Origin of the sequence: Geobacillus subterraneus (assembly GCF_001618685.1) — a bacterium.
Lineage (GTDB): Bacteria > Bacillota > Bacilli > Bacillales > Anoxybacillaceae > Geobacillus > Geobacillus subterraneus.
Window position 1 is genome coordinate 1,365,081 of the sequence record NZ_CP014342.1, and the last position, 23,549, is coordinate 1,388,629.

The 23,549-nt window shown below is 49.9% G+C and carries 21 protein-coding genes and 1 pseudogene; 20 read left to right on the top strand and 2 right to left on the bottom strand.

From position 1 onward, the window contains the following. The first annotated feature begins 272 nt into the window (after window positions 1-272). From GS3922_RS06775 to GS3922_RS06810, 8 genes are all read left to right on the top strand, one after another. On the top strand, window positions 273-1,481 hold the full coding sequence (locus tag GS3922_RS06775) for a substrate-binding domain-containing protein (protein WP_082816602.1): 1,209 nt from the start codon (window positions 273-275) through the stop codon (window positions 1,479-1,481). 82 nt (window positions 1,482-1,563) lie between these two features. Further along, the gene (locus tag GS3922_RS06780) at window positions 1,564-2,313 is read left to right on the top strand and encodes an ABC transporter ATP-binding protein (RefSeq protein WP_063165730.1); all 750 of its coding nucleotides are present in this window, start codon (window positions 1,564-1,566) and stop codon (window positions 2,311-2,313) included. After that, window positions 2,314-3,018, top strand: coding sequence for an ABC transporter ATP-binding protein (locus GS3922_RS06785; protein WP_063165731.1), 705 nt, complete (start codon window positions 2,314-2,316; stop codon window positions 3,016-3,018). A gap of 17 nt (window positions 3,019-3,035) precedes the next feature. Next, window positions 3,036-3,902 (top strand): branched-chain amino acid ABC transporter permease, encoded by an 867-nt coding sequence (locus tag GS3922_RS06790; protein ID WP_063165732.1) that lies wholly within the window; start codon window positions 3,036-3,038, stop codon window positions 3,900-3,902. Between the two features lie 3 nt (window positions 3,903-3,905). After that, a complete protein-coding gene (locus GS3922_RS06795; protein ID WP_143424844.1) occupies window positions 3,906-4,892 on the top strand; it encodes a branched-chain amino acid ABC transporter permease in 987 nt (328 codons plus the stop codon). Between the two features lie 46 nt (window positions 4,893-4,938). Next, window positions 4,939-5,799 (top strand): alpha/beta fold hydrolase, encoded by an 861-nt coding sequence (locus tag GS3922_RS06800; RefSeq protein WP_063165733.1) that lies wholly within the window; start codon window positions 4,939-4,941, stop codon window positions 5,797-5,799. Window positions 5,800-5,819: 20 nt separating this feature from the next. Next, the gene (gene phaZ, locus GS3922_RS06805) at window positions 5,820-6,713 is read left to right on the top strand and encodes an intracellular short-chain-length polyhydroxyalkanoate depolymerase (protein WP_063165734.1); all 894 of its coding nucleotides are present in this window, start codon (window positions 5,820-5,822) and stop codon (window positions 6,711-6,713) included. 36 nt (window positions 6,714-6,749) lie between these two features. Then, complete coding sequence (locus GS3922_RS06810; RefSeq protein ID WP_063165735.1) at window positions 6,750-7,526, top strand: 3-hydroxybutyrate dehydrogenase; 777 nt, start codon at window positions 6,750-6,752, stop codon at window positions 7,524-7,526. 233 nt (window positions 7,527-7,759) lie between these two features. On the opposite strand, the gene GS3922_RS06815 is transcribed toward GS3922_RS06810, so the two are convergent. Beyond that, on the bottom strand, window positions 7,760-8,287 hold the full coding sequence (locus GS3922_RS06815; RefSeq protein ID WP_063165736.1) for a YceI family protein: 528 nt from the start codon (window positions 8,285-8,287) through the stop codon (window positions 7,760-7,762). A 164-nt stretch (window positions 8,288-8,451) separates the two neighbouring features. Between GS3922_RS06815 and GS3922_RS06820 the strand changes: the two genes are divergently transcribed. The 4 genes from GS3922_RS06820 to GS3922_RS06835 all read left to right on the top strand — a co-directional run bounded on the left by GS3922_RS06820 (window position 8,452) and on the right by GS3922_RS06835 (window position 12,796). Beyond that, the gene (locus GS3922_RS06820; protein ID WP_063167336.1) at window positions 8,452-9,309 is read left to right on the top strand and encodes a MurR/RpiR family transcriptional regulator; all 858 of its coding nucleotides are present in this window, start codon (window positions 8,452-8,454) and stop codon (window positions 9,307-9,309) included. Window positions 9,310-9,442: 133 nt separating this feature from the next. Next, window positions 9,443-10,330: an N-acetylmuramic acid 6-phosphate etherase gene (gene murQ / locus GS3922_RS06825; RefSeq protein ID WP_063165737.1), complete on the top strand. Its 888-nt coding sequence runs from the start codon at window positions 9,443-9,445 to the stop codon at window positions 10,328-10,330. 24 nt (window positions 10,331-10,354) lie between these two features. Continuing rightward, window positions 10,355-11,719: a PTS transporter subunit EIIC gene (locus tag GS3922_RS06830; protein WP_063165738.1), complete on the top strand. Its 1,365-nt coding sequence runs from the start codon at window positions 10,355-10,357 to the stop codon at window positions 11,717-11,719. 12 nt (window positions 11,720-11,731) lie between these two features. Continuing rightward, on the top strand, window positions 11,732-12,796 hold the full coding sequence (locus GS3922_RS06835) for a MupG family TIM beta-alpha barrel fold protein (protein WP_063165739.1): 1,065 nt from the start codon (window positions 11,732-11,734) through the stop codon (window positions 12,794-12,796). A gap of 132 nt (window positions 12,797-12,928) precedes the next feature. Here GS3922_RS06835 and GS3922_RS06840 read toward each other — a convergent pair. Then, window positions 12,929-13,192, bottom strand: a pseudogene (locus GS3922_RS06840) (DNA-binding domain-containing protein); the annotation flags it as partial. 135 nt (window positions 13,193-13,327) lie between these two features. Here GS3922_RS06840 and GS3922_RS06845 point away from each other — a divergent pair. The 8 genes from GS3922_RS06845 (at window position 13,328) to GS3922_RS06880 (ending at window position 23,335) form a co-directional block, all read left to right on the top strand. Continuing rightward, the gene (locus GS3922_RS06845; protein ID WP_063165741.1) at window positions 13,328-14,275 is read left to right on the top strand and encodes an aldo/keto reductase family protein; all 948 of its coding nucleotides are present in this window, start codon (window positions 13,328-13,330) and stop codon (window positions 14,273-14,275) included. A 180-nt stretch (window positions 14,276-14,455) separates the two neighbouring features. After that, on the top strand, window positions 14,456-16,171 hold the full coding sequence (locus GS3922_RS06850) for a sigma 54-interacting transcriptional regulator (protein WP_063165742.1): 1,716 nt from the start codon (window positions 14,456-14,458) through the stop codon (window positions 16,169-16,171). A 254-nt stretch (window positions 16,172-16,425) separates the two neighbouring features. Further along, window positions 16,426-17,613: an iron-containing alcohol dehydrogenase gene (locus GS3922_RS06855; RefSeq protein ID WP_063165743.1), complete on the top strand. Its 1,188-nt coding sequence runs from the start codon at window positions 16,426-16,428 to the stop codon at window positions 17,611-17,613. A gap of 31 nt (window positions 17,614-17,644) precedes the next feature. Next, the gene (locus GS3922_RS06860) at window positions 17,645-18,976 is read left to right on the top strand and encodes a GntP family permease (protein ID WP_047757960.1); all 1,332 of its coding nucleotides are present in this window, start codon (window positions 17,645-17,647) and stop codon (window positions 18,974-18,976) included. A 16-nt stretch (window positions 18,977-18,992) separates the two neighbouring features. Beyond that, window positions 18,993-20,456 carry a CoA-acylating methylmalonate-semialdehyde dehydrogenase gene (locus GS3922_RS06865; RefSeq protein ID WP_063165744.1) on the top strand — a complete coding sequence of 488 codons (1,464 nt, stop codon included), beginning with the start codon at window positions 18,993-18,995 and terminating at the stop codon, window positions 20,454-20,456. A gap of 486 nt (window positions 20,457-20,942) precedes the next feature. Continuing rightward, the gene (locus tag GS3922_RS06870) at window positions 20,943-21,239 is read left to right on the top strand and encodes a UPF0175 family protein (protein WP_225995626.1); all 297 of its coding nucleotides are present in this window, start codon (window positions 20,943-20,945) and stop codon (window positions 21,237-21,239) included. Next, entirely contained in the window at window positions 21,232-21,735 is a 504-nt protein-coding gene (locus GS3922_RS06875; protein WP_063165745.1) for a PIN domain-containing protein, read from the top strand. The genes GS3922_RS06870 and GS3922_RS06875 overlap by 8 nt, the downstream gene beginning before the upstream one ends. A gap of 142 nt (window positions 21,736-21,877) precedes the next feature. Continuing rightward, window positions 21,878-23,335 (top strand): PTS mannitol transporter subunit IIBC, encoded by a 1,458-nt coding sequence (locus tag GS3922_RS06880; protein ID WP_063165746.1) that lies wholly within the window; start codon window positions 21,878-21,880, stop codon window positions 23,333-23,335. The last annotated feature ends 214 nt before the right edge of the window (window positions 23,336-23,549 follow it).

Here is a 23,549-nt window from a genome sequence, read left to right on the forward strand (position 1 = left end):
AAGGGGCACTGGGTTGTTCTCCTTGTCCAATGTGGGTGACGTACGTTCAGTCGCTTCCTAGCTCTAGCATATTACGGGCGGGGAGCGTTTTATTTTGGTGCTAGGTGTCGTCAAATCATATTTGCCTATGTGTTCCGCCGTTTAGGAGGCGGTTTTTTTGTCGACAGATGTTTGTAACTGAATTGCAACTGTTTTATCTCATAATACATTCAAACGATGTTAAACCAAAGGGGGAAGGCGAGTTGAAAAGAAGGAAAAAATTGTTTAACTGGATGGGGACTCTGGCTGTCGCTGCCCTTTTCTTCGTATCGGCATGTAGCAGCAAAACAACTGAAGACGATCAAGAGAGTGGGGGAGACACTGTCGGTCAAGGCACAATCAAAATTGGTGTGCTAGCGTCTTTAACAGGTCCGTTGGAGGCGTATGGAAAACAGACAGTTAATGGATTCGAGTTGGGGCTTGATTATGCGACAAACGGCACTCGAGAAGTAGCGGGCAAAAAAATTAAGGTTATTTACGAAGATACGGAAACGAAACCAGATACGGCGGTACAAAAGGCAACAAAGCTGTTTGAAGACGACGGTGTAGATATCCTTGTCGGTTCTAGTTCATCAGGCGATACACTTGCTGTTTTGCCGCTTGCGGAAGAATACAAAAAAGTGATGGTCGTTGAACCAGCGGTAGCCGACAGCATCACCGGCGCAAACTGGAATAAGTATATTTTCCGCACCGCTAGAAATTCCTCGCAGGATGCGATTGCCGGGGCGCAAGCGATTGCCAAGGAGGGGGGCAAAATTGCTACGCTTGCCCAAGATAATGCGTTTGGACGTGATGGTGTAGCAGCGTTCAAAAAGGCGGCCGAAAAACTAGGAGCTGATATCGTCTTGGAAGAGTACGCTGATCCGCAAGGGGTGGACTTTACTTCCAATATTCAGCGAATCATCGAAAAGAAACCGGATTATTTATTTGTGATCTGGGCTGGCGCAAATTCCCCGTGGAAACAGCTGTCCGACATGAAGGTGCAAGAAAAAGGCATTAAAATTTCAACCGGCGCTCCGGATATTGCTGCACTGAAGACGATGAACGATATTGTTGGCATGGAAGGATTTACAGTGTACCATTACACCCTTCCAAAAAACAAAGTTAACGATTGGCTTGTCGAAGAGCACAAAAAGCGGTTTAATGGCCAAGTTCCAGATTTATTCACTCCAGGAGGAATGTCGGCGGCGATCGCTATTGTGGAAGCATTGAAAAAGACAAATGGCGATGCTAGTGGAGACGCGCTCGTTAAGGTTATGGAAGGCATGACATTCGAAACCCCGAAAGGTAAGATGACGTTCCGAAAAGAAGACCATCAAGCGTTGCAGACACTGTATGCTGTTAGGTTAGAACGAAAGGAAGGATTTGATTACCCGGTTCCTGTATTGATCAGGGAGCTGACTCCTGAAGAAACGGAGCCACCGATCATGAATAACCGGTAGACATCCACAGGGGAAGGGGATTCACATGCATTGGTTTGATCCTCCCCTTCCTCCCCTCAAAATAAAACAAGGGAGTGGGAAAGTGGGAACGATTTTAGAAACGAAACAGCTGACGGTTCGTTTCGGGGATCATGTGGCTGTAGACCATGTCAGCATCCAAATTGAAGAGCATGAGGTAAAGTCCATTATCGGCCCGAACGGGGCGGGAAAAACAACGTTTTTTAACTTATTAAGCGGACAGCTAAAACCGACGCATGGCCATGTGTTTTTTAAGGGGGAAAATATTACAAACCTACCTCCAGCTTTGAGAACAAGAAAAGGAATCGGACGATCTTTTCAGATTACTAATGTTTTCCCGCAACTGACTTGTTTTGAAAATGTCCGTCTTGCTGTGCAATCCAAGTCTAGGGTGTATTTTAACTGTTTTTCGAATGCAAAACGTTTTAAGGAAATTGAAGAGAAGGCATATGAGTGGCTCGAGCTCGTCTTGTTAGACAATAAGGCGGATGAGCTGGCTGTTCATCTTGCACACGGCGAAAAGCGGAAGTTGGAAATTGCCATGCTGCTTGCGTTAGAGACAGATCTTTTGCTTTTAGACGAACCGACAGCAGGTATGTCTCTTGAAGAAGTTCCGAAAATTCTTGAGGTGATTCAAAAAATTAAAGAACAACGAAATCGAACAATTTTATTAATCGAACATAAAATCGATATGGTTCTTGATTTGTCCGATACGATTATGGTGCTTTTCAACGGACGGTTACTTGCTGATGGAAAACCGAAGGAAATTATCAAGAATGAGCAAGTTCAGTCGGCATACTTAGGGGGAATATAAATGACTCTTTTGAAAGTGGAGGGCATTCATACATTTATTCAGCAATATCATATCCTCCAAGGCGTGTCATTGGAAGCAAAAGAAGGAAGGGTGACGGTCTTACTAGGGAGAAATGGGGCAGGGAAAACAACGACATTGCGTTCGATTATGGGGTTTCACAAAGTTAGCCGCGGTACCATTTATTTCAAAAATGAGCGTGTTGACTCTTTAGCCCCGCACGAAATCGCTCGTAAAGGAATTAGTTACGTTCCAGAAGATCAGGGAATTTTTAACGGGTTGACGGTCGGAGAAAATTTATACATTGCTATGCGGAAAAATGACGAAAAAGAGTCAGAGCGGCTCGATTATGTGCTGGCTCTTTTTCCTGACCTGAAAACATTTTGGCATAAGAAGGGCGGTCATCTAAGCGGCGGACAAAAGCAAATGCTTGCTCTTGCTAGAGCATATATCCAAGACAGTCAGTTGATGCTCATCGATGAACCGAGTAAAGGATTAGCCCCGATTATGGTTGAGAAGGTTAGTGAATCGATTATGGAGATGAAAAAGAAACGAACCATTATTCTTGTTGAACAAAATTTTATGATGGCCAGTGCAATCGGCGATGATTTTTACATTATTGACAATGGACGAACGGTTTATAGCGGAAAGATGGAACAATTGAGAGAAGATAAAGAGATGTGCCGACAGTATTTAGGGATTACGTAACAGGAGGGCAGGAGTATATGGACATTGTATTCAGTTTGATCATTAACGGCTTGGCGACGGGAATGCTGCTTTTTCTGCTCGCGGCTGGCCTCAGTCTTATTTTCGGTTTAATGGATGTGCTAAACTTCGCTCACGGGGCGCTGTTCCTTTGGGGGGCGTACGCCGGAGTTTGGGTTTATACATTAACGGATCATTTTTTGTTAGGAATATTGGCTGCAGTTGCGGCGGGGGCGGTCCTCGGGGCTTTACTAGAGCGGTTCATTATTCTCCCTGTTTACGGAAATCATACTCAACAAATTTTAATCACTTTAGGTGCCATGCTTGTGTTAGGGGAGTTAGTCAAAGTATTTTGGGGACCAAATCAAATTATGGCACAACCTCCGAAATATTTGTCGGGAAGCTGGGGAATTGGTGATTTCGTCGTCATTAAATATCGGCTGTTTATTATTTTCATTGGCCTCGTTGTATTGATTGCATTGTTGCTCCTACTAAACAGGACAAAAATCGGCTTAATTGTTCGCGCCGGTGTGATGAATAAAGAGATGGTTCAAGCGTTAGGAATTAATATTCGGAATGTATTTTTGTTTGTATTTATTCTTGGAGCATCCATGGCCGGGCTTTCCGGCATCCTCCTAGGGCCGTATTCCGGAGTCATTCATTCAGGGATTGGTTTGGAGTATGGGATTTTGGCATTCATTGTGGTGGTTATTGGAGGTATGGGAAGTATCGTTGGTTCTGTATTGGCTTCGGTGCTAGTCGGGCTGGCCGGCTCATTTGCGGCGTATTATATACCGGAAATTTCAGTTGGTGTCAATATGCTGCTTATGTTACTCATTTTAATGTTTAAACCGTCAGGACTAGTCGGAGATCGGGAGGTGACATAAGAAATGCAGCCATCAAAACGCTTCTTCCTGTCGTTCTTTATTTTGTTTGCTCTCGCTATGCTGCCTTTTCTTTATGATTCCCGGACATGGCTCATATTGTTTAGCCAAATTTTTATCTTCGCTGTATTTGCTATGAGTTATGATTTGCTGCTCGGGTATACGGGGGTCGTGTCATTCGGTCATGCGATGTTTTTCGGGATTGGTGCGTATACATTCGCCCTTTTCATGAAAAAAGCAGATGAATCAACCATGTCAACCGTGCTTTTGGCTGCTCTTGTAACAATCGCCTTATCAATGATTCTTAGTTTTATCATCGGTATGCTGACATTAAGACTAAAAAATCATTATTTTGCGATGTTAACCTTAGCTGTTGCCGGCTTGCTAATGGTAGCAGCAGAAAAATGGCGTTCCTTAACAATGGGGAATGATGGGTTTACTTTTATGGTGCCAGCTCTGCTTCGGGATCGATGGTCCTTTTATTTTGTTTCTCTCTTATTTATGGTGATTTCTTATTTCTGTTTACGCCGGTTCACAGAATCTCCTCTTGGAAAAGTACTGGCAGCGATCCGGGAAAACGAGACGCGGGCCGAGTCGCTTGGTTATCGTGTGCTCTATTATAGAGTCATTGCCAACGTGGTGGCGGGCATGTTTGCCGGATTAAGCGGCATGTTATATGCGGCGAGCTTACGTTTTGTCAACACATCGGTTTTCTCGACCGAAATCACGCTTGATGCGCTGTTAATGACGATCATCGGTGGTGTTGGCACCTTAATCGGGGCAATCATTGGCTCTGGTCTTATTGAACTAGCGAAACACGGTTTGATGGGTCTAGCGAAGGTACATTGGGTTTTTGAACGCTGGATTATCTTTTTCGGGATGGTTTATATTCTTGCTGTTATGTTTTTTCCAAAAGGGATTGTCGGCACAATCAGACAATGGAGGGATAAAAAAGCAAACATCGATACAACCAACCGTGAAAAAGCAGTATGAACAATCTTTCTAACGAGGATCGAAAATTAGGAAAGGAGCTGGGGCTATGAAAGATAAAAAAATAAAAATTAATGGTATTGATCTTCATTTAGTTGATTTCGGCGGGACAGGAGAAACGATTATTTGCATCCATGGTTTAACGGCGAATAGCCGCTACTGGGATTCAGTAGCCGAGCGGTTAATAGATAGTTATCGTGTGTTGGCCATCGATTTGCGCGGACGCGGTGATAGCACGAAACCCGCATCCGGATATAATATTCGCCAGCATGTCGAGGACATTTTGCAAGTTCTGGACTTTCTCAAACTCGAAAAAGTGATTTATATGGGTCATTCCCTTGGGGCGCTGATAGGTGTCAGCTTTGCCGCCACCTATCCACAACGATTATCACGTTTAATTCTTGTAGATGGAGGGGCAAATGTTGACGAACAAGTATTTGAAAAAATCCGTCCAGCTATCGACCGGCTTGATATGGTATTTCCTGATTTTACAACTTATCTGAACGAAATGAAGAAAAACCCTTTGTTTAGTGATTGGAACGAATATGTTGAACAATATTTTTATGCTGATGTCGAGCACCGGTTTGATGGTTCTGTCTGTTCGAAAGTATGTAAGAAAGCTATCATAGAAGAATTGAATATGTTGAAGCAAACAGCAATTGATGAGTTTTATGAGCACATCAATATTCCAACTTTATTATTATGGGCTCCGGATTCTTTCGGAGATGGCAAGACGTTTATGGTGACGAAGGAAAAATGGAGACAATTAACCTCTTCTTTATCCCATAGTTATTTTGTGGAGATCGATAATGCCAATCATTACTCGATTATTTTATCGAAGTATGAACAATTGGTAGATGAAGTTAAGAAGTTTTTACAAGATACGAAGAACATTTGTTTTCAAAACTAACTCTAAAGGCAGGGGACGATATGAAACATGTAGAATTAAAATCAGTTATACTGCCTAACGGGGAAACGATCGGCTATCGAGAAAGGGAGGGAGGAGAAAAGCCTGTCCTTCTTGTCCATGGCAACATGGTTTCATCTATGCATTGGGATGTTCTGTTTGAACGGATGGACGAGGTATATAAGCTTTATGCAGTTGACTTGCGCGGCCAAGGCATTTCGACCTACAATCGCCCGATTCAGTCACTGAAGGATTTTTCGGAAGATATTAAGCAGTTGCTCGATACGCTTGGCCTAAAAAAGGTGTCCTTGGTCGGCTGGTCGATGGGTGGCGGTGTGTGTATGCAATTTGCTGCTGATTATCCTGATCAAGTAGAAAAACTTGTTTTATTGGCCTCTGTTTCTACAAGGGGATATCCGTTTTACAAAGTGGATGAGCAGGGACAACCAATCTTGACCCAGCGGTTGAGAACGAAAGAAGAAATCGCTCGCGATCCTTTACGAAGCATTCCGATTACTGATGCGTATCGAAAAAAAGATAAACATTTTTTAAGACAACTGTTTAATGTAACCATGTATGTGTGTCATCAACCTTCACCAGAAAGGTACGAAGCCTATTTAGATGAGGTGCTGAAACAAAGGAATTTACTCGATGTGTACTATGCGCTAAATTATTTTAATATTAGTCATTTTGACAATGGTCTGACTGATGGGTCAGGTGAAGTGGACCGTATTACGGCTCCCACGCTTGTTGTTTGGGGCGAACATGATGTAGTTGTCACGAAGAACATGCAGGACGAGATTGTTCATGATTTTAGGGGAAGGGCGAAGTTTACCGTATTACCCAATGCGGGACACTCACCATTTACCGACAACCCTAACGAGTTGCTGCAGCAACTGCAAAGTTTCCTTAGTTAACTGACGAAACCAATACAGCATAGGAAGGTGAGAAAGGTGATCGTTAATCGCACAGCCCTCGTCACCGGAGCGGCGCGGGGGATCGGTTATGAAGTGGCGAAAACGTTGGCAACCAACGGCGTGAACGTCGTGCTTGCCGATTTGAAGCAGGAAGAGGTGGAACAGGCGGCAGAGTCGTTGCGGCAGCTAGGTTGCGAGGTCGTCGGCGTCAAGTGTGATGTGACGGCGGAAGAAGAGGTGAAGCAAACGATCCATGAAACGGCCAAACGGTGGGGGCGCCTCGATATTGTCGTGAACAACGCCGGTTTGCAATATGTCGCCAATATCGAAGACTTTCCGACCGAGAAGTTTGAGCAGTTGATCCGCGTCATGCTCGTTGGACCGTTTTTGGCCATTAAGCATGCGTTTCCGCTGATGAAGGAGCAGCGCTACGGCCGCATCATCAACATGGCGTCGATCAACGGATTGATCGGGTTTGCCGGAAAAGCCGCCTACAACAGTGCAAAACACGGGGTAATCGGCTTGACGAAAGTGGCGGCGCTAGAAGGGGCACCGTACGGGATTACGGTGAACGCGCTTTGTCCGGGGTATGTCGACACAGAACTCGTCCGCAATCAGCTCGCTGATTTGGCGGCGACAAGAAAGGTGCCGTTGGAGAAGGTGCTCGAGGAAGTCATTTACCCGCTCGTGCCGCAGCGGCGGCTCTTGTCCGTTGAAGAAGTCGCCCATTATGTTCTCTTTTTGGCAGGCGAACAAGCGAAAGGCGTCACTGGGCAGGCGGTCGTGATCGATGGCGGGTATACGGCGCAATGAGGCGAAACAAAATGTTGGCATCGCACAGCGGTTCAAAGCTGAAAAGGGCTGACAAAGAAGGTTCAGCCTCTCCGTAGAATACGTAGTCTGAATGGTTTCGTATGCAGATCGCCGGCAAAGATGGATGGACCAAAAAGGAGATTCGCCTTCAATGCAGCATCGTGTTGTTCCGCGTGTATATAGCACAAAAGAAGGTGTCCCGTTGCTTCGGGACACCTTCTTCGCTGCACCGTTCAGCTGAGGGCAAACTCAAAGCTGGCGTTGAGTTTCACTTCTTTTCCGACAAGGAATCCGCCAGTTTCGAGTGCAACGTTCCATACTAATCCGTAGTCTTCGCGATTAATCGTTCCTTCGACGTCAAAGCCGACGGTGATGCCGCCGGTGAGCGGGTTTTTCACTTGGCCGTTGTACTCGACTTTGAACGTTTCCGTTCTCGTCACGCCGCGAATCGTCAGCTGTCCAGTCACTTCATATTCGGTGTCGGACAGTTTGCGCACCGAGTCGCTGACAAAGGTAATGGTCGGATAGTTCTCGACATCGAAAAAGTCAGCTGAGCGGAGGTGGTTGTCGCGGTCGGCGTTTTTCGTATCGATTGAAGCGGCGTCAACCGTTACCTTTACTTTCAGCGACTCCAGTTCATTCACATCGCCTTGCACGTCGACGTCAAAGTTGGCAAATTCCCCTTTTGCTTTGGAAATCATCATATGCCGGACTTGAAAAGTGATCGAGCTGTGCGCTTTGTCAAGTTGGAATGTTGTCATTGTTCTCCCCCTCTTGGTTACTTAATGATCTCATCATTAATCATAGCAAATATATATCTTGAATTCAAACATTTTTTATTCAAGTTTTTTTATGATGTAGAGTCCAAAGGGATATCCGTGATAAGATGGGGATAGCAACGGTGGCCGGAAAGGATGGGACCATGATGAGTGAAATAGGGATCTTAACGAAAATCGAACAGCAGCTTGAGCAATTGTCACCGGCGGAACAAAAAGTGGCTGCCTATCTTCTTCGCCATGCGGAGCTGATTCCAACGATGACCACCAAAGAACTGGCGCGGGCGGCTGATACAAGCGAGGCGAGTGTCATTCGCTTTTGCAAGGCGATCGGCATCGGCAGTTTTCCAGGATTGAAGCTGGCACTTGTCCGCGAGTTGGCGATGGCGGATATGAACATTAACGATTTTTCCATCATTGACAAACCGAATGCGCCGTATGAGCTGTTTATGAAAGTGACCTATGTGAATAAGGCGGCCATTGAGGCGACGACGACAACACTCGATAAGCGCGAGTTAGAAAAAGCCGCTGAGGCGATGATGAAAGCCGAGAAGGTGGTTTTTTACGGAGTAGGCGGCTCCGCGGCCGCAGCGGTGGACGCTAGTTATAAGTTTACGAAGCTTGGCTACATGGCGGTAACATCGCCTGATTTTCATACGATGCTGCCACTGGTGGCCCATTTGAAAGAAGGAGATGTGTTCGTCGCCATATCGACGTCAGGGCGGACGAAAGATGTCCTGGAGATCGCCCGGTTTGCAAAAAAGCAGCAGGCGACGGTCATTGCCATTACAAAGCTTGATCCTTCATCACCGTTATATAAGGAAGCGGATATTCGACTTGCGCTGCCGGATGTTGAGCAAGACCATCGCATTGGCAGTATGGCATCGAGAATGGTGCAGCTCAACGTGATCGATGCCTTGTATTTGATTACGTTCCATCGGGTGGGAAGCCGGGTCATTGAACGATTTCATCAAACAAGAGAAGAAGTGGTGCGGTTGCGGAGGTAAAGCGGGCCTGAGACGGGCCCGCTTTTTTGTGGGAATGTTTCAAACAAAAAAGAATAGATTGATATTTTATTTCATAAATTTATAATATAATTATGAAATATAATTTCTTAAAACGTGCAAAGAGGTGACAAAATTGCTTGAACATCTCGCGACAGAACAACGAAACGAAAAAACGAAACATTTGGATGAAATGACGACAAAAGAAATTTTGCACGTCATGAACGAGGAAGATCAGGCAGCAGTTGCCGCAGTAGCTGAGCAACTTGATTGTATTGAAAAAGTCGTCCATCTTGTCATCGCCGCATTTCGGCGCGGGGGACGGTTGATTTACGTCGGGGCGGGGACGAGCGGCCGGCTCGGATTGCTTGATGCGGTCGAATGCCCGCCGACATTTGGGACTGAACCGTCCATGGTGCAGGCGGTCCTTGCCGGAGGACCGGAAGCGATTGCGAAGGCGGTGGAAGGAGCGGAAGATGATGAAGAGGCTGCTGTTCGCGATTTACAGGCAGTCGGCTTGACGGAAAACGATGTTGTCATCGGCATTGCAGCAAGTGGCCGAACGCCATATGTGGTCAGCGCCCTTCGTTATGCCAAACAAATCGGGGCATCGACCGGAAGCATCGCCTGCAATAAAGGAGCCGCCATCAGTCAGTATGCCGATGCGGCGGTGGAAATCGAAACAGGGCCGGAAGTGTTGGCTGGTTCAACGAGGTTAAAAGCTGGGACAGCGCAAAAAATGGTGCTCAACATGATTTCTACGGCAGCGATGGTCGGTATTGGCAAAGTGTATGGGAACTGGATGGTCGATGTACAGGCGACAAATGAAAAGTTAAAAGAGCGGGCAAAGCGCATTTTAATAGAGGCGACAGGAGTCAGCGCCGAAGAGGCGTCCCACTATTATGAACAGGCCAAAGGGGAGGTGAAAACGGCGATCGTGATGATTTTGCGCCAATGCGGTTATGAAGAGGCAAAAAAACGACTGCAACAAGCAAAGGGGTTTGTGCGTAAAGCGCTTGAATAACGAAATAAGGGGGAGAGAACGATCATGACTCGAGAACAACAAATCGCCATATCGATACTTCAGTACGTTGGGGGAAAAGAAAACATCATCCGCATTGCCCATTGCATAACGCGGGTGCGCGTGTCACTGCGCGAGCCGGGCAAAGCGAACATGGACGCCTTAAAACAGATCGAAGGGGTCATGGGAGTCATAGAGGATGAGACTTTGCAAATTGTCGTTGGCCCTGGTGTTGTCAATAAAGTGGCGGCTGCGCTATGCGAACTTACCGGTCTAGAACTTGGGGAAGTGATCGAAAATGAGGCTGAGGATATTGCGGAGCGGACAAAAGCAAGGGTGAAAGCGCGTCAGCAAACGCCGCTAAAGCGGTTGCTTCGCAAAATCGGCAGCATCTTCATCCCGCTCATTCCCGGGTTGGTGGCGTCAGGGATTATTAACGGAATCGCCAACTTTGCGAAAAACGCCGGCGTTGATCCGCAGACGACGTGGCTGCAGCTGTTGTTGTTGATAGGCGGGGGGATTTTTGCCTCACTTGGCGTGTTAGTCGGATATAATACAGCGAAAGAGTTTGGCGGCACTCCTGTATTAGGGGCGATTGCCGGTATTCTCGTCTTCAACCCGGCATTGGCTGATATAAAGCTATTTGGGGAAGCGCTTACACCTGGGAGGGGAGGCCTGTTTGCGGTCTTGCTTGCCGCTTGGCTCATGGCGGCGGTCGAAAAACGGGTGCGTTCGTTTGTGCCGAATGCGGTCGACATTATTGTCACGCCGCTTATCACCGTGTTAATCGTCTGTCTGTTTACCTTGATCGCCGTGCAGCCGCTTGCCGGTTGGTTGTCGTTCGCGATTACAAGCGGGCTGAAAGCGGTGCTTGACATCGGCGGAGTAGTCGCGGGTGCTGTGTTGGCCGGAACGTTTTTGCCGCTCGTGATGGTCGGACTGCATCACGGATTAACCCCGATTCATATGGAGTTGATTCAAAAATTGGGTTCGACGCCGCTACTGCCGGTATTGGCGATGGCCGGAGCTGGTCAAGTCGGGGCGGCGATCGCCGTGTATGTCAAAACAAAAAACGAGCGGCTTCGCAACATTATCAAAGGGGCGTTGCCGGTTGGATTTTTAGGCATCGGGGAGCCGCTGTTGTACGGGGTGACATTGCCGCTTGGGCGGCCGTTTGTTACCGCGTGTCTTGGGGCGGCGGTCGGCGGTGCATTTCAAGCGGTGATGAAAACAGCGGCGCTTGGCATTGGCGTATCCGGGCTGTCACTCATCCCGCTTATTTCCGATGGAAAGTATGTGATTTATTTCATTGGACTCGTCATTTCGTACACGTTTGGCTTCCTATTTACGTATTGGTTCGGGTTTAAAGAAGAAATGGCCGCGCATATTTAGTGGGGGATGATAATGCTTTCTTTTTCGTTTTATCTTTTTCAGCCGCTCGAGCAAATTGAAGACATCTTTCGGCTTGTAGCGCAGCTTGGGGCGAAACAATTGTTCACCTCATTGCATCTTTCAAAAGGCCAAGAGCTTAGGGAGCGAAAAAAGCTTGATCATATCGGCCAGTTTGCTTCCCGCTATGGCATCGGGGTCGTGGCTGATGCCACCCCCGCCGTCATAGCACGTCTGTCAGCTGATGCCGACATTACAACGGTGCTCGGGCGTTGGGGGATTGTCGGGCTGCGGTTGGATGCCGGTTTTTCTATGAAAGAAGCCGCTTCGTTGTCCAACCAAATGAGTGTCGTGCTGAACGCAAGCACGGTGACAGAACGAGAATGTAAGGAGCTAGCCTCTTATCAAGCGGACGAATCCAATGTAGAGGCATGGCATAATTTTTATCCCCGTCCGGAAACAGGGCTGGGAAGGGAGACGATGTTAGCGCAAAATCAATTGTTGCGTCGGTGTGGCATCGAAACGATCGGTGCGTTTATCCCTGGGGATGCGAAAAAACGAAGTCCTCTTTATGAAGGGCTACCGACATTGGAAGCGCATCGGAACGCTGATCCGGTTTATGCTTATATTGAACTTACGGAAACCTATGGCGTGAATAAGGTGTTCGTCGGCGACCTGGCCGTATCGGATGGGGTGCTTAGGCGCATGGATTGGGTGCGGTCAGGCGTTATCCCCATCCGCTACCGGCCGATTGTTGGAGCGGGTTGGTTGTCTTTGGTCGAAACGGTGCATACGAACCGGCGCGATGCGGCTCGCGATGTGATTCGTTCCGTTGAATCGCGCTGCTCCATTGCATGGCCGCAGGAAGCGTTGCAGCCTCTCCCCCCGGTGCCGCGTCGGGCAGGCCGCATCACGATCGATAACGAACGTTATGGCCGGTACGCCGGTGAACTGCAAATGACTTTGGTTGACCTCCCGCCCGATGACAGAGTCAATGTGATCGGTGAGGTGATCGAGGAAGATATGCCGTTGCTTCGGTACATTCGCGGCGGCCGCCGCTTTTGTCTCATTCGTTGGTAGCAGGAAGACTCCATCGACGGCTGGCGTGATGAAGATATAGAGAGGTGGCTGCCTGATTCTTTGTCGCGCCTAGGGGCAACGAGGGCAAGCCCATGGCCTGCCCTCGACCTTGAAAAGGCGTATCATCACCCTCTAGATTCGTTTCAGTTCGAGAAAAAAAGCCATTAAAAACTTCCGCACATTCATCCGGCATTCCGTCTCGTTCTGGCCTCGCTCGAGTTCTTTCATGCGCCGGCGGATGTCCGCAAAATCAAACAGTCTTGGCGCGAAATGCTCAAACGTCGGATTGGTGTAATCGGTGAGGCCGAGGGAGGCGAGATGGGTGAACGCCTGCAAGACAAGCCGACGGATGCGCTGTTCCATCGCTCGCGCTTCTTTGCTTGTTTCCGCAGACGGCCGACGGATGCGGCGCGGTCTTCCACTGATCGTTGTGAATAGTCAGGCAAATTCCTTTGCAAAGAAACAGCTGAGGATTATAATGAGAGAGTAATCTATTTGGCATTAATTGCATTAAAGGGGAGGGGAAGGAAAATGAAGTACCGAAAACTCGGCCGCACCGGGCTTAAGGTGAGCGAAATCAGTTTAGGTAGCTGGCTTACATACGGCAATTCCGTAGAAAAAGAAACCGCCATCCGCGTCATTGACAAAGCGTATGAGTTGGGCATCAACTCGTTTGACACGGCGAACGTGTATGCGCGCGGGGAAGCGGAAAACATCGTCGGCGAGGCGCTCCGCAAATATCCGCGCGAGTCGTACGTCATCGCGACGAAAGTGTTTTGGCCGATGGGCGACGGCCCGAACGACCGCGGCTTGTCCCGCAAACATGTGTTTGAGCAGCTCCATGCGAGCTTAAAACGGCTGCAGCTCGATTATGTCGATATTTACTACTGCCACCGTTATGACAAAGAGACGCCGGTCGATGAAACGCTGCGCACGATCGACGACCTCGTCCGCCAAGGGAAAGTGCTCTATGTCGGCGTCAGCGAATGGACAGCCCAGCAAATTCAAGAAGCGCTCGGCGTAGCCGATCACTATTTGCTCGACCGAATCGTCGTCAATCAGCCGCAATACAACATGTTTCACCGATACATCGAAAAAGAAGTCATTCCGGTGTGCGAACAAAACGGCATCAGCCAAATCGTCTTCTCGCCGCTCGCCCAGGGGGTGCTGACCGGCAAATACAAACGAGGGCAAGCGTTGCCGGCTGACAGCCGCGCCGCCGATCCGAAAGCGAACACGTTCATCCAAGGATTGCTCAATGACGAAGTGTTCATGAAGGTGGAACAGCTCGAAAAAGTCGCTGCTGAACTTGGCATTACATTATCGCAGCTTGCGCTCGCTTGGGTATTGCGCCAGCCGAACGTTGCCAGCGCCTTAATCGGCGCCAGCCGTCCGGAACAAGTGGAAGAAAACGTCAAGGCGGTCGATGTTGTGTTAAGCGAAGAGGTGCTGGAGAAAATCGAGGAGATTTTAGCGTAACGGGAATGCGGAGACAGGCCAGTGAGGCGCCTGTCTCCGTTTTTTGATGAATGGAACGCATTCGCGCCCCCAGTTGTCGGCCGACCGTTTTTTCTCCATGATTTTCAAGACAAAAACAGAAGGATTTTTTGATGCCGGCGGCGAACGGTACGTGAAAAAGAACAGTGAAGGGGGATTACAATGACGGTTGGTCATGGCGCATCAGCGACCCTTGGCCGCCATCAAACGTTGCAGGAGGCGGTTCAGTTGCTAGCGGCACACGGGATAGACGCCGTTGATGTCGTCGATGAATACGGGCGCACGGTCGGGCGATGTACGTGGCGGATGGTGCTGCGGGCGGTGGCGGATGGAATGGATCGCGCGATGACAGTAGAAGATGTATTGGCGGTATTTTCATTAGAGGGTGAAACAGAGAAGAGAAACGCCCACTCGGAAACGCCCGATGCAGAAGATGATTCGGGCGCGGCAGCTGAGCTTGAACGATTAAGGGGCGAGCTGGAGGAAACGCACCGTCTGGCTGAAACGATGAAAACGGTGCTGGATGCGGCGTATGAAGGGGTCGTCGTCGTCGATGGGAACGGGGTCATTCGGGAAATCAACCGGGCGTACTGCCAGTTTCTCGGCATCCGGCGAGAGGATGCGATCGGAAAACATGTGACGGAAGTGATCGAAAATACCCGTTTGCACATTTGCGTGCAATCCGGTATTCCGGAGCGTGGATATATTCAAAAAATTTACGGCCAGCCGATGGTTGTGCACCGCATCCCGATTTGGCGTGACGGCGAAGTCATCGGAGCGATTGGGATGCTCATTTTCCAAGGGGTATCGGAAGTGTACGAAATTTTCCGGCGCCTGCAAGAGCTGTCACGCGAGGCAAGCCGGAAGGAGAAAAACGGGGCGGCAGCGCCAAAACAAGAGGCGGCCACCTCCGCCGCCGTAGGGGTGGAGCGCATCATTGGCCGCCATCCGACGATTGCGGCGGTGAAACAAATGATCCGCCGGGCGGCGCGCGTGCCGTCGACCGTATTGATCACCGGCGAAAGCGGAACGGGGAAGGAAGTGGCGGCGCGGGCGATTCATGAGGCGGGCCCGCATGCGGACGGACCGTTTGTCAGCGTGAACTGCGCCGCCATCCCGGAGGCGCTTTTGGAAGCGGAGCTGTTCGGCTATGAGGATGGGGCGTTCACCGGAGCGAAAAAGGGAGGCAAGCCCGGCAAGTTTCAGCTTGCCCACCGAGGGACGCTGTTTTTAGACGAAATCGGTGATATGCCGCTCGCGATGCAAGCGAAGATTTTGCGCGTGCTTGAGGAAAAGAAAGTAGAGAAAGTCGGCGGACTGTCCGAAACGGAGGTGGATGTGCGCATCATTGCCGCGACGAACAAACCGCTCGAGGAGATGGTGCGGGGCGGAACGTTCCGGGAAGATTTGTTTTACCGCCTGAACATTATCCGCATCCATCTCCCGCCGCTGCGTGAACGGAAAACGGATATTCCCGCCTTGCTTGCCTACCATATGGAGCGTCTTTGCCGGCAGTTCGGCGTCACGACGAAATCGTTTGCGAAAGAGGCGATGGAGGTGTTGATCAGCTATTCATGGCCGGGAAACATTCGCGAGCTGGTCAATGTCGTCGAGTGGCTCATTAGTATGGTGGAAGGGGAGAACATTGAGCGCGAACATTTGCCTGCCTATTTGTCTGCCATTCAGCCGATGGCGGCATCTATGCAATATGGCGGTGTGAACATCGCCGACCGGTGGAAAGAAATGGTCTACCAATCCGAACGCGAACGCATCGCTGCCGCCCTTGTCGCGGCGAACGGCAATAAGGCGGAAGCAGCGAGGAGACTCGGCATTCACCGATCTACATTATATGAGAAATTAAAAAAGTATGGATTTTGAACGCTCCCCGCTGAGAAGGAGGGCTTCTCGTCCGTGATGATCAACAACGGCAGACTGACCGTTGTTTCTTTTTTGTTGAGGGGAAAAGGATGTCGGGAGAATGTCGGATAATGTAGGGGATGTGTAGGTGAAGTGTAGGGGGCATTCCGTTAAAGAGATGGAAAATTCGTAATTGTAACGCTTTTCTGGTTTGGCACAAAGTTTGCATATAGAAGATATTGAAAACGGTATCAAATGAAAAGGGAGGCGGAATGATGTACGAGTTGTTGGTGCCGAGTCGGGTCATTTATGGGCGCGAAACGTTTCGTGAAGTCGGCAGGCAAGCGAAAGCGCTTGGGTCGAAAGCGCTCATTGTGAGCGACCCGGTGATGGAGAACATCGGCCTTGTCGCCCGGTGTGAACACTATTTGCAAGAGGCGGGGGTGCCATTTGCCAAGTACACAGGGGTCGACAAGGAACCGACGGATGTTCATGTAAAAGAAGCGCTTGACGTCTGCCGGAGTGAGCAATGCGATGTCATCATCGCTCTTGGCGGCGGCAGCAGCATCGATGCCGCGAAGGCGGTGGCAGTGATGATGACGAATGAGGGAACGATCAGCGACTATGTTGGCAACGCTAGGATGTTCACGGAAAAACCGGTGCCGCTCATCGCCATTCCGACGACGGCCGGCACCGGTTCCGAAGTGACGAAAGTGACGGTCATTATTGATACGAAGACAGACGTCAAAATGATGATTTCCCAGCCGGCGCTCCTTCCGGCCGTGGCGATCGTTGACCCGCTTCTTACTGTCTCATGCCCGCCATCCGTTACCGCGGCAACCGGTGTCGATGCGCTTTGTCACGCGATCGAAGCGTATATTTCCCGACGCGCCCATCCCGTGACCGATGTGCTGGCGCTATCCGCCATTGAGGCGATCATCGGCCATTTGCGCCGGGCGTACGAAAACGGTCAAGACATCGAAGCGCGGGAGAAAATGGCGATCGCGGCCATGAAGGCCGGCATGGCGTTCTCGAATGCCTCGGTAACACTTGTGCACGGCATGTCGCGGCCGATCGGAGCGCTCTTCCACGTGCCGCACGGCGTGTCCAATGCGATGCTGTTGCCAGGGGTGCTTGAATTTACAAAAGACAGCGCCGGAGAACGATTGGCAGTGATTGCCCGGCTCATCAACCCGCAGCTGAAGGACGTTTCCGATGCCGAAGCGGCCGATGCGCTTGTTGAAGAAGTGAAACAGCTTTGCCGTGATTTGCACATCCCGAATATGAAAACATGGGGCATTGACAAAGCGGCATTCGACAAAGCAGTCGATAAAATGGCGGCTGATGCGCTGGCAAGCGGCAGTCCGGCGAATAACCCAAGGGTGCCGACTCATGAGGAAATTGTCGCGCTGTATCATATTTGTTACGACTATCAGTATGGCACCAATACGGTCAGCCGTTAAATGAAGCAACGGTCAAAAGAGGGGGAAAAGTATGCTGGGGATGATTGGTTTATTGGCCTCATTGGGATTGTTGATCTTTTTGACAATGAGGGGGATCAATATCATTATTGCCGCGTTGATCAGTTCTGTTCTTGTTGCGCTGACAGGCGGATTAAACTTGGAAAAAGCTTTGATGGAAAGCTATATGACGGGCTTTACCGGCTATTTCGCCAGCTGGTTTCTTATCTTCTTAGCCGGGGCGATTTTTGGCAAAGTGATGGAGGACACCGGGTCAGCTGACTCCATCGCTCATTGGGTAAAAGAAAAGTTTGGCGCTAAACATGCTGTATTGGCGGTCGTTGCTGCCTGCGCCATTATGACATACGGCGGTGTCAGCTTGTTTGTCGTCGGCTTTTCTGTTTACCCGATCGCCGTGTCACTGTTCCGTCAGTCGAATACGCCGCATCGTTTTATTCCGGCCGCCATGGTGTTCGGCTCGGTTTCGTTTACAATGACATCTCCGTATTCACCGGAGATTCAAAACATCATTCCAACGCAATTTTTCCATACAACGCCGGGGGCTGGGGGATGGGTAGGCATTTTCGTCGGCGCAACGATTGCTGTGGCTGGTTCCCTCTATTTAACGCGTGTTGTCCAAAAAGCGAAACAAAACGGCGAAACGTTTTCCTTGCCATACCGAACCGGCGACGTTTCCGGTGCGGTGAGTGAAATTGCTGCTTCGCTCGAGCGCGGCGCCGGCCGTCCGCTGCCGAACATTGTTTGTGCCATCCTTCCGTTAGTGGCGGTGATTGTTTCATTAAACATTTTGGCAAAATTCATTTCTTCGACTTCAGCAGGGGTCTTGTCACTTGTCCTTGGTATTGTGCTTTGCTGGGTGTTAAATGCGAAATTCGTCCGCAAATTTTGGGAGGCCATGGCGTCCGGCGCCCAAGATGCGTTAGTCGCTGCCGCTAATACGTGCGCCGTCGTCGGCTTCGGAGCGGTGGCGAAAAATGTGCCGGCCTTTCAAAAAGCGGTTGACGTCCTTGTGAACATTCCTGGACCGGAACTGCTCGGATTGGGGTTGGCCGTCACGATTATTTGCGGCATGACCGGATCGGCTTCCGGCGGTCTCGGTATTGCCTTGCCAATCCTAGCGCCGATTTATCTGGCGAAAGGGCTTGACCCCGGCGCCATGCATCGGGTAGCAACGCTTGCTTCCGGTGGCCTTGATTCGCTGCCGCACAACGGATACATTGTGACGACGATTCGCGCCGTCTGCCATGAAACGCACGAGCGGACGTATAAGCCGATATTCGTTCTGTCGGTTATCATTCCGCTTGCCGGCATGTTCTTAGCCATTCTCTTATACTCGATTTTCTAGAAAGGTGGTTTCATTCATGAGCTCTGTAACCGAAACAAAAACATTGAAAAACTTTATTGGCGGCCAATGGGTCGCTTCGACATCCGGAAAAGAAGAAATCGTGCCGAACCCGGCGACAGGAGAAGTGCTGGCGAAAGTGCCCCTCTCTTCGCGCGAGGAGCTTGATGCAGCGGTCGCGGCCGCCAAAGAGGCGTTCCGTGAATGGCGGAAAGTGCCGGTTCCGCGCCGCGCCCGCATTTTGTTCCGCTACCAGCAGCTGCTTGTCGAGCATTGGGAAGAACTTGCCCGTCTCGTGACATTGGAAAACGGCAAAGTGTACGAGGACGCGTACGGCGAGGTGCAGCGCGGCATTGAATGCGTCGAGTTTGCAGCGGGGATTCCGACGCTCATGATGGGGCAGCAGCTGCCCGATATTGCGACGAATATCGAATCGGGCATGTACCGCTATCCGCTCGGTGTCGTCGCCGGCATTACGCCGTTTAACTTCCCGATGATGGTGCCGTGCTGGATGTTCCCGCTCGCCATCGCTTGCGGCAATACGTTCGTGCTGAAGCCGTCTGAGCGGACGCCGCTGCTCGCCAACCGCTTGGCTGAGCTGTTTACTGAAGCCGGACTGCCTGCAGGAGTATTGAATATTGTCCATGGGGCACACGAGGTCGTGAACGGCATTTTAGAACATAAAGACATTAAAGCTGTTTCGTTTGTCGGCTCGCAGCCGGTTGCGGAGTACGTATACAAAACGGCCGCCGCCCACGGCAAGCGGGTGCAGGCGCTCGCCGGCGCGAAAAACCATTCGATCGTCATGCCGGATGCCGACCTTGATATGGCGGTGACGAACATCATCAACGCCGCCTTTGGTTCGGCGGGTGAGCGGTGCATGGCGTGCTCGGTCGTTGTCGCTGTCGGTGATATCGCTGATGAGTTGGTGGAGCGGCTCAAACAGGCTGCTGACCGCATCCAAATCGGCAACGGGCTTGACCAAGGCGTCTTTTTAGGACCGGTCATTCGCGAGGCGCATAAAGAGCGGACGATCAAATACATTGAAATCGGCGAAAAAGAAGGCGCGCTCCTTGTCCGCGATGGCCGTCGCGACGCTGCCACAAGCGGAAAAGGCTACTTCGTCGGCCCGACGATTTTTGACCATGTCAAGCCGGGCATGACGATTTGGACGGACGAAATTTTCGCTCCGGTTCTGTCCGTCGTCCGCGCCCGCGACTTGGATGAAGCGATTGAGATCGCCAACCGGTCGGAGTTTGCCAACGGCGCCTGCATTTACACCGACAGCGCCAAAGCGATCCGCCAGTTCCGCGAAGAAATCGACGCCGGCATGCTTGGCGTCAACGTCGCCGTCCCGGCGCCGATGGCCTTCTTCCCGTTCTCGGGCTACAAAAACTCGTTCTATGGCGACCTTCATGCCAACGGCCGCGACGGCGTCGAGTTTTACACGAGAAAGAAAATGGTGACGGCGAGGTATCAGTAAAATAGGCTGTAAGAGGGTGTCCCAAAAGGATCGGGACACCCTTTCTTATTACCGTATATAGACAATATGTTGTGTTTTGTTAAGGAAAATTACCCTTTTGGGTCAGTCCCCTTTTTATCACCTCGAACCGAGAAGGCCTCCACTTCCGAGTAGGAGCGTGAGTAGGAATGAACCGGCGTCTGTCACTAACGTCTTCCTCTTGCGCCAAAAAACAATGGAAGGGTTTCGATTGCGATCGTTTTTTTGAGGAAGTTCAACGATGGGATGCGCAAGGATGGCTTAGCTGACCGCTTACCGTAGGTTAGGCTGTTGTCAAGAAATCCCCTAATTCTCTACATGAGCGCGGGTGGGGAATGTTCAGTTGAGTCGGTTTCATTTCCAGCTTGTTGAGCGTGTAGTAAAAATTTAGGGGATACTATTCGTTCTGTGACCGCATCCAAAAGGAGCAGAGTGTGATAGAATAAAATAAAAAAGGGTGTGAGTTCGATGGCCATGGACTATTTTCAGGTGAACTTGCCGAAAGAGTTTTTGTCCGCCATTAATGAATTGGAAGGCAACACAGTTGAGGCAAAAATAAAACTTTCATTGGCGATTGGTTTGTTTGTTGGAAAACAGGTGACGCTGGCGAAAGCGGCTGAATTGTCAGGAAAATCCTTAGGAGAATTTATCGATGTATTGCGTTCGAAGGCGATTCCTTGGATGGAGTATACGGAGGAACACATCAAAGATGATTGGGACACGGTGCAAAAATTGAGCAATGAAAATAGGGATCGCAATGAATAGAGTCACGGTCAATTCTACACCGATTATAGGTCTGTCGATCGTTGGGCAATTGACTCTTTTGTCTGAACTATTTGATGAAGTATATGTTCCGGAAGCTGTCTATCAAGAAATTGTTCATAACCGTGCCCCACGCCATTATGGAAAAGGGGAGCTCAAACGATTGGTCAGCGAGGGGGTGTTTAGGCTATATAAAGTGAAAAATTACAATATTGTTAAAAGTTTATATGGAAAATTCCATGCCGGGGAGTTAGAAGTTATTATTGGAGCGAAAGAACTTGGTGCTCAAGTCGTTGTGATGGATGAGCATGCTGCCAGATCCTTGTCGAAACAATTCCTTTTACGACCTATCGGCACAATAGGAATTTTGATTCTTGGAAAGAAGAATGGGAAAATAACGGAAGTAAAGCCGCTGTTAGACACTTTGCTTGAAAATGGATTTTATCTTTCCCGACGTCTTTATCAAGAGGCTTTGTTACTAGCGGAAGAAACGCTGTAGCCCTGCCCGCCATGCTGGGCTTTTTTCTTTTTTAAAACCTGTCAACAACCCCCTTGACAAAGTCGCATTTACTTATCATTGAAGGCCGGTTGTAAGCGTTTTAAGATAAAGGTACAGTCAAACAAAAAGGAGGAACAGCTTCATGACGCATACAACCGGAAACGAAACAGGCTTCCGTGTAAAGATTCAACGGTTTGGCAGTTATTTGAGCGGCATGATTATGCCGAATATCGGAGCGTTTATCGCTTGGGGGCTGATTACGGCGTTATTTATTCCGACCGGCTGGCTGCCGAATGAGACGTTTGCCAAGCTGGTCGGGCCGATGATTACGTACTTGCTGCCGCTATTGATCGGGTATACGGGCGGCAAAATGGTTTACGACGTCCGCGGCGGTGTCGTCGGGGCGACAGCGACGATGGGGGTCATCGTCGGTTCGGAAATTCCGATGTTTTTAGGTGCGATGATCATGGGGCCGCTCGGCGGCTATGTGATCAAAAAAGTGGACGGCCTCTTCCAAGGAAAAGTGAAACAAGGGTTTGAGATGCTTGTCAACAACTTCTCGGCCGGGATTGTCGGCGGCGTGTTGACGCTGCTCGCCTTTAAAGGGGTCGGTCCGGTCGTCACCGCCATCAGCAAAACCTTAGCGGCAGGGGTCGAAAAAATTATCGATTGGCATTTGTTGCCGCTGGCGAACATTTTCATCGAGCCGGGGAAAGTGCTGTTCTTGAACAACGCGATCAACCACGGGATCTTGAGCCCGCTCGGCGTCGAACAAGCAGCGCAAACCGGGAAATCGATTTTATTCCTGTTGGAAACGAACCCTGGACCGGGACTTGGCATTTTGCTGGCGTACTGGCTGTTTGGCAAAGGAATGGCGAAACAATCGGCACCGGGAGCAGTGATTATTCACTTCTTAGGTGGAATTCATGAAATTTACTTCCCATACATTCTTATGCGCCCGATCTTGATTTTAGCGGCGATTGCCGGTGGAGTGAGCGGGGTATTCACGTTTACGATCCTCCATGCCGGGTTGGTGGCCGTACCGTCGCCAGGAAGCATTTTCGCTTTGCTCGCGATGACGCCGAAAGGAAATTACTTTGGCGTGCTCGCTGGTGTGTTTGTCGCCGCAGCAGTATCGTTCCTTGTCGCTTCGGTTTTCTTAAAAGCGGCGAAGCAAAAGGAAGAGGAAGAAGATTTGGCGAAAGCAGCGGAGAAAATGGAGCAGTTGAAAGGGAAAAAGAGCCAGGTCGCTGTCGCGCTGCAATCACAAGAAGAAGTCACGGCGTCTGCGATCGCAGCGGAACAAGCTGTTCCTGTACGGGTGAAAAAAATTGTCTTTGCCTGTGACGCCGGAATGGGGTCGAGTGCGATGGGGGCGTCGATTTTGCGCAATAAAGTGCAAAAAGCCGGCCTTGGCATTGAAGTCACGAACACGGCGATCAACCAGCTGCCGGCCGACGCCGATATTGTCGTCACCCATCAAAATTTAACCGACCGGGCGAAAGCAAAATTGCCGAACGCCTACCACGTATCGGTTGAAAACTTCTTAAACAGCCCGAAATACGATGAGTTGATCGAGCAATTGAAAAAGAACGCGTAAATCGGCATGAGACGCAGGGGAATGGGATTTTCCCTGCGTTTTTTGCTTTGCGATTTCGCGGTTACCTTGACTGCTTGGGACACTTTTATCCGCTCTCATCCGTATGAGTATGCCCGTACGCTGTGAACTTTGTCAAACGACGAAAGAGAAAAATACATGCAAAAATTAAAAGCTGTCAACAATAACAATGACGAAAACGAAACATCTATTCATT